Genomic DNA, 7282 nt, shown 5'->3' on the forward strand with positions numbered 1-7282 from the left:
TCTTTTTTGTTTTTGAGCTTGCCCTTGAACTTGCCCTTGAATTTGCTCTTGTCAACCGCATTTTGTCAATAACTTCTCAAATTGATACTTTTAAAATTTCGAGATATATGTTATATTGCACAAAATCCAAATTCTGTCTATGTTAGAGCAAAATCAATATACCGAAGACAATATACGTTCCCTCGATTGGAAAGAACATATTCGTATGCGTCCTGGTATGTATATCGGAAAGCTAGGTGATGGTTCATCACCAGATGATGGTATTTACATTCTGTTAAAGGAAGTTATGGACAACTGTATCGATGAATTCGTTATGGGTGCAGGTAAAACTATTGAGGTAACAATCAAAGATAAATTGGTAACCGTTCGCGATTATGGACGTGGTATTCCATTGGGGAAAGTTGTAGATGTAGTTTCCAAAATGAATACGGGTGGAAAATACGATTCCAAAGCCTTCAAAAAATCGGTGGGTTTAAATGGTGTCGGAACAAAAGCAGTTAATGCACTTTCCAACTTTTTTCGTGTAGAATCGGTTAGAGATAACCAACAAAAAGCAGCGGAATTCTCAGCCGGAAATTTAACCATAGAAGAAGACGTTCAAGAAACTACAAAGCGTAAAGGAACAAAAGTGTCTTTTATTGCCGATGAAGCTATTTTTAAAAACTACAAATACCGAAACGAGTACATTATTAAAATGCTTAAAAACTATTGTTATTTAAATCGTGGATTAACGATTTATTACAATGGTGAAAAGTATATTTCTGAATTTGGGCTAAAAGACTTATTAGAAGAAAATATTGCCGAAGAAGATATGGTGTATCCAATCATTCACTTAGAAGGTGATGATATTGAAGTTGCCATTACACATAGTAAATCGCAATATTCAGAAGAATACCATTCGTTTGTAAACGGACAAAACACAACGCAAGGAGGAACACATTTAGGCGCTTTTCGCGAGGCTATAGTAAAAACTATCAAAGAGTTTTACAACAAACCTTTTGAAGCTTCTGATATTCGTAAATCGATTGTTTCTGCTGTTTCTGTTAAGGTAGAAGAACCTGTTTTCGAATCGCAAACTAAAACCAAATTAGGTTCTACCGATATCGGACCAAACGGACCTTCGGTTCGTACCTTCGTAAATGATTTTATTAAAACCAATCTAGATAATTTCTTACATAAAAATCCGGAAATTGCCGATGCGTTATTGCGTAAGATTTTACAAGCCGAACGCGAACGTAAAGAACTTTCTGGAATTAGAAAGTTAGCCAAAGACCGTGCTAAAAAAGCCAGCCTTCATAATAAAAAATTACGAGATTGTCGTGTGCATTTAACCGATGCTAAAAATCCAAGAAGTTTAGAAAGTACACTTTTTATTACCGAGGGAGATTCGGCTTCGGGTTCGATTACGAAGAGTCGCGATGTGAATACACAAGCAGTTTTTAGTTTACGTGGTAAGCCTTTGAACTCGTACGGAATGACTAAGAAAATCGTATACGAAAACGAAGAATTCAATTTATTGCAAGCTGCCCTAAACATCGAAGAAGACATGGGCGATTTGCGTTACAACAATATCGTAATTGCAACCGATGCCGATGTCGATGGTATGCACATTCGCTTGTTGTTGATTACGTTTTTCTTGCAGTTTTTCCCTGAGTTAATTAAAGACGGACATTTGTATATTTTACAAACGCCTTTGTTCCGTGTGCGAAATAAAAAAGAAACGATTTATTGCTACAGCGAAGAAGAACGAGTTAACGCCATTGAAAAGTTAAAACCAAAACCAGAAATCACCCGATTCAAAGGATTAGGAGAAATTTCGCCAGATGAGTTCAAGCATTTCATTGGACAAGACATTCGATTAGATCCTGTCATGTTAGATAAAGCTACTTCTATTGAAACTTTGTTAGAGTTCTACATGGGTAAAAATACCCCAGACCGCCAAGAGTTTATCATTAACAATTTGAAAGTAGAGTTGGATGTAGTGGAGAAAAATTAGTGTTCAGTGTTCAGTTTATAGTGAGCAGTAATTTTGAATTAAAAAAGTATACTGAAAATAATTCAGCATAAAAATGAAAGACGAAGAAGAAGATAACATCATTCCAAACGAAGACGAAAATTTCGACAATCAAGACAATTCTCCTAACGAAGAAGGTTTTGACGATATTCGTGTTTCAACGGGACATCATTTTTACGAAAACAACGAAAACCCAGAAGACACCATTACCAAAGTTACAGGAATGTACAAAGATTGGTTTTTGGACTACGCTTCGTATGTAATTCTAGAACGTGCAGTTCCGGCGATTGAAGACGGTTTTAAACCGGTGCAACGTCGTATCATGCACTCTATGAAAGAGTTAGATGATGGGCGTTATAATAAAGTAGCGAATATCGTGGGTCACACTATGCAGTATCACCCTCACGGAGATGCGAGTATTGGTGACGCCATGGTGCAAATTGGGCAAAAAGAATTAATCATCGACATGCAAGGAAACTGGGGAAATATCTTAACAGGAGATAGTGCCGCAGCTTCGCGTTACATTGAGGCCCGAATTTCAAAATTTGGTCACGATGTGTTGTATTCGCCAAAAATCACCGAATGGGGAATGTCGTATGATGGTCGTCGTGCCGAACCAATTAATCTTCCGGTGAAGTTTCCTTTACTATTAGCACAAGGAGCAGAAGGTATTGCCGTAGGTTTATCGACCAAAGTGTTACCTCACAACTTTAACGAATTAATAGACTCTTCTATAAAAATATTAAAAGGAAAACCTTTTACCTTATTTCCCGATTTTCCAACTGCTGGTATTGCTGATGTTTCCAATTATAATGATGGATTACGTGGGGGTCGTGTGCGTGTGCGTGCAAAAATCGGTCAATTAGACAAACAAACTTTGGTGATTACCCAAATTCCGTTTTCAACCAATACGTCAACATTGATTGATAGTATTTTGAAAGCCAACGAAAAAGGGAAAATCAAAATCAAGAAAATTGAAGACAATACAGCTGCTGAGGTTGAAATTTTAATTCATTTGCCGGCAGGTGTTTCTCCAGATAAAATGATTGATGCTTTGTATGCTTTTACAGCTTGTGAAACATCAGTTGCTCCATTAGGATGTGTAATTGAGAATAACAAACCATTGTTTATTGGGGTTTCGGATATGCTGAAGATTTCGACCAATAGAACGGTTGATTTGCTAAAACGCGAATTAGAAATTCAGTTAGACGAATTAGAAAATAAATGGCATTTCTCTACGTTAGAAAAGATTTTCATTCGTGAGGAAATGTACATCGACTTCAAATTGTATTCCGATAGAGAATCGTTGTACAAATACATGTATGATCGATTTGAACCGTTTTTAAAATCATTTGTTCGAGAAATTAACGACGATGATTTGCAAAAATTAACGCAAATTCCAATGATTCGTATTACGCGTTTCGACTCGGATAAAGCGGATGATGCTATTGCAAAATTGGAAGCCGAAATGGAACAAGTGAAGTATCATTTGGACCATATTATTGATTATACGATTGATTTCTTCCAAAAACTAAAAGACAAATACGGAAAAGGACGCGAACGTCAAACCGAATTAAGAAGTTTTGATAATATTGAAGCTACGAAAGTAGTTTTAAGAAATACAAAATTATATGTAAATCGTGAAGAAGGTTTCTTTGGAACCGGTTTAAAGAAAGACGAGTACGTTGCCGATTGTTCAGATATCGATGATGTAATTGTATTCCTTCGCGATGGAAAAATGATGGTAGCGAAAGTAGATGATAAAAAATTCGTTGGAAAAGATATTATTCACATCGCTGTTTTTGATAAAAACGACAAACGAACCATTTACAACATGATGTATCGTGATGGTAAAAACGGTTCCACTTTCATCAAACGTTTCAATGTTTCTGGGGTAACTCGTGATAAATTTTACGATTTAACACAAGAAAAACCAGGCTCAATGGTGTCGTATTTTTCTGCCAATCCTAATGGAGAAGCCGAAGTCGTTACCATTTTATTACGCCAAGTAGGCAGTGTGAAAAAACTGAAATGGGATGTTGATTTCTCTGATATTGCTATCAAAGGAAGAGCTTCTCGAGGCAATACGGTGACCAAATATCCAATCAAAAAAATTGAGTTAAAGGAGAAAGGAATTTCAACTTTACGTCCGAGAAAAGTTTGGTTTGATGATACGGTACAACGTTTAAATGTAGATGGAAGAGGTGAACTTTTAGGTGAATTCCGTCCAAATGATCGTTTGTTGATTGTGAATCAATCGGGAAAACTGAAAACCATTATCCCCGAATTAACAACTCACTTTGAAGAAGACATGATTGTGTTGGAAAAATGGAATCCAAATAAACCAATTTCTTGTATTTATTATTGTGGTGAAAAAGACCGATATTTTGTAAAACGTTTCTTAGTTGAAAACGAAAACAAAGAAGAAATTTTCATCACCGAACACGAGAAATCACAATTAGAAATTGTTTCTACTGATTGGCGCCCGGTTGCTGATGTTATTTTTGCAAAAGTAAAAGGTGTTCAAAAGGAAAATCAAACCGTAGATTTGGAACAATTTATTTCAGTAAAAGGAATAAAAGCATTAGGAAATCAGCTTACAACAGATAAGGTAAAACAAATCAATTTATTAGAATCGTTACCGTATGAAGAACCAGAAGAAATTGTAGCAGAAGAACTAGAAGTTTTAGAAGAAAATAATATTTCTGAAGATATTCAAACAGAATTAGATGACGACGGACAAATAACGTTGTCTTTGGAATAAGATTTTGACCTGCAAGGTTTCCATAACTTTGTAGGTCTTTTTAATTTATACTTATGTATAGACTTACATTATTCGTATTTTTTTTATTTTTTAGTTTTTCTTTTGGTCAAAATAAAAGAGATTCTATTCTTGATTACTATAATGAAATAAGTAGAAAGGAATTAAACTTAAGAGATTTTAAAGATATCAAGTTTGATAAGTTTTATAGAATTTGGATTTCAAATTATCAAGTTGTTGAGTTAATTAAGTTTAATGATTCTATTTATGAAGGAAATTTAATTAATTCTGTTACTAGAGTTTCCAAGAAAAAAAAGGATGAAAAAGTTATTCAAGTTATTAAAATCCCTATAAAAATGGTAAATAAACTAATCTTAGAACTGAAAAGTAAAAATATTGAAGTTTTAAGAGATAGTTATGAGTTTGAAAATTATCCAAAAGGCTTTGATGGGAAATATTATACTTTTGAAATAGGCATAAATGATAAGAAAGTGATTTATTCATATTGGGAACCAGAGAGTTTTAAAGATTTAAACATAAATGATTTAAAAAGTGTACAACAAATATTAAAATCAATAAATAATGAATTTAATCTTTGGAATTACTTTATAAAGTTCAGAGATAGATTACCAAAAGGAATTTATCGATATGGTGGAGTCAATATTCAAGTATTAAATTGACTTTTATCATTTTTCATCCCAAATAAAACCTTTAATTTCGAATACCAATTATAACACAACAACTAATGTCAAATTTTCCATCAGACATTGAAATTGCACAAAATGCAACCATGTCTCACATTAAAGAAATCGCTAAAAAAATCAATATTGAAGAAGACGATTTAGAATATTATGGCAAGTACAAAGCCAAATTACCTTTACACTTACAGCAAGAAAATCCTAAAGGAAAACTAATATTAGTTTCTGCCATGTCGCCAACCAAATATGGCGAAGGTAAAACTACTATGTCAATTGGTTTAACAGATGGATTGAATTACATCGGAAAAAAAGCAATTGCCGTTTTGCGTGAACCATCGCTTGGACCAGTTTTCGGATTAAAAGGTGGCGCAGCTGGTGGCGGTTATGTTCAAGTGTTACCCATGGAAGACATTAATTTGCATTTTACGGGTGATTTTTCAGCAATTGAAAAAGCAAATAACTTGTTATCTGCTGTGATTGATAACAATTTACAAAACACGAAATATTCATTAAATCTAGATCCAAAATCTATTGCATGGAAACGTGTAATGGATATGAACGACCGTTCGCTTCGTCAGATTATTATTGGAGTGGGAGCCAAAGCGAATGGAACCATGCGCGAAGATGGTTTTAATATTACGCCAGCTTCCGAAGTCATGGCAATTATCTGTTTAGCAAAAGATTTAGAAGATTTAAAATTCCGATTAGGAAATATATTCGTTGGAAAAACGTTAGACGGAAAAGCTATTTTTGCTAGGGATTTAAATGTAGTAGGAGCAATGGCAACCTTATTGAAAGATGCTATTAAACCTAATCTAGTGCAAACCATCGACGGAAATCCAGCAATTTTACATGGCGGACCTTTCGCAAGTATTGCACAAGGAACCAATACGGCTATTGCCACTAAAATGGGATTGTCATTAGGTGATTATGCTGTTACTGAAGCTGGTTTCGGTGCCGATTTAGGTGCTGAAAAATTCTTACATATAAAGTGCGAACAAAGTGGTTTAAAACCTGATGCGGTTGTTTTAGTAGCAACAATTAGAGCTATTAAACATCATGCAGGATTAGCGGCAGAAGATTTTAAAACAGAAAGTGTAAGTGCTATTGAAAAGGGTTTTTGTAATTTAGAAAAACACATCGAAAATATTCAAAAATTCGGAATCAATCCTGTGGTTTGTGTTAATGCTTTTCCAGATGATACACAAGCGGAATATGATAAATTAATTGCTTTATGTGCCTCAAAAGGTGTTGCTGCAATTGTTAGTACCGCTTTTGTTGATGGAGGTAAAGGATCGGCTGAAGTAGCACAAAAAGTGGTGGATGAAATTGAAAAAGGAACAGCAAATTATAAACCGTTATACCAACCTTCGGATAGTATTGAGCATAAAATAAATACAGTTGCTAAAGAAATTTATGGAGCGAATTCAGTAGAGTTTTCTCCAAAATCAAAATCACAATTAAAGATGATTAACGATTTAGGTTTTAGTCATTTTTCAGTTTGTATGGCCAAAACACCAGCGAGTTTTTCAGACAATGAAAAGTTAATTGGTCGCCCAACGAATTTTGATATAACCGTTCGTGAATTTGAAATTGCAAGTGGTGCTGGATTTATTGTGCCACTTTTAGGTGAAGTAATGAGAATGCCTGGTTTACCAGCTGTTCCAAATGCAGAACGAATTGATATTGATAACAACGGAGTGATTACAGGATTGTCTTAAACGTATCTTTTATAAAATAAAAATGTCCCGATATTTATGAGGGCACTGAAAAAGTTCCTTTAAATAATAATTGCAATAATTTAAGGAG

General features: G+C 34.4%; 4 protein-coding genes. All 4 read left to right on the top strand.

Features of this window, described 5'->3' with window-relative positions; translation table 11 throughout:
* Positions 1-139: 139 nt before the first annotated feature.
* Entirely contained in the window at positions 140-1996 is a 1857-nt protein-coding gene (locus tag GFJ99_RS12270; RefSeq protein ID WP_153209183.1) for a DNA topoisomerase IV subunit B, read from the top strand.
* Between the two features lie 73 nt (positions 1997-2069).
* A complete protein-coding gene (locus GFJ99_RS12275) occupies positions 2070-4778 on the top strand; it encodes a DNA gyrase/topoisomerase IV subunit A (RefSeq protein WP_153209185.1) in 2709 nt (902 codons plus the stop codon).
* 53 nt (positions 4779-4831) lie between these two features.
* Complete coding sequence (locus GFJ99_RS12280; protein WP_153209187.1) at positions 4832-5455, top strand: hypothetical protein; 624 nt, start codon at positions 4832-4834, stop codon at positions 5453-5455.
* Between the two features lie 65 nt (positions 5456-5520).
* On the top strand, positions 5521-7194 hold the full coding sequence (locus tag GFJ99_RS12285) for a formate--tetrahydrofolate ligase (RefSeq protein WP_153209189.1): 1674 nt from the start codon (positions 5521-5523) through the stop codon (positions 7192-7194).
* Positions 7195-7282 lie beyond the last annotated feature (88 nt).

It is taken from the genome of Flavobacterium sp. LMO6 (assembly GCF_009495795.1).
In the GTDB taxonomy this organism is placed as follows: Bacteria; Bacteroidota; Bacteroidia; order Flavobacteriales; family Flavobacteriaceae; genus Flavobacterium.

Bases quoted from the DNA above. Each gene is read 5' to 3' on its own strand.
- GFJ99_RS12270 (WP_153209183.1), top strand. From the start codon at position 140: ATGTTAGAGCAAAATCAATATACCGAAGACAATATACGTTCCCTCGAT.
- GFJ99_RS12275 (WP_153209185.1), top strand. From the start codon at position 2,070: ATGAAAGACGAAGAAGAAGATAACATCATTCCAAACGAAGACGAAAAT.
- GFJ99_RS12280 (WP_153209187.1), top strand. From the start codon at position 4,832: ATGTATAGACTTACATTATTCGTATTTTTTTTATTTTTTAGTTTTTCT.
- GFJ99_RS12285 (WP_153209189.1), top strand. From the start codon at position 5,521: ATGTCAAATTTTCCATCAGACATTGAAATTGCACAAAATGCAACCATG.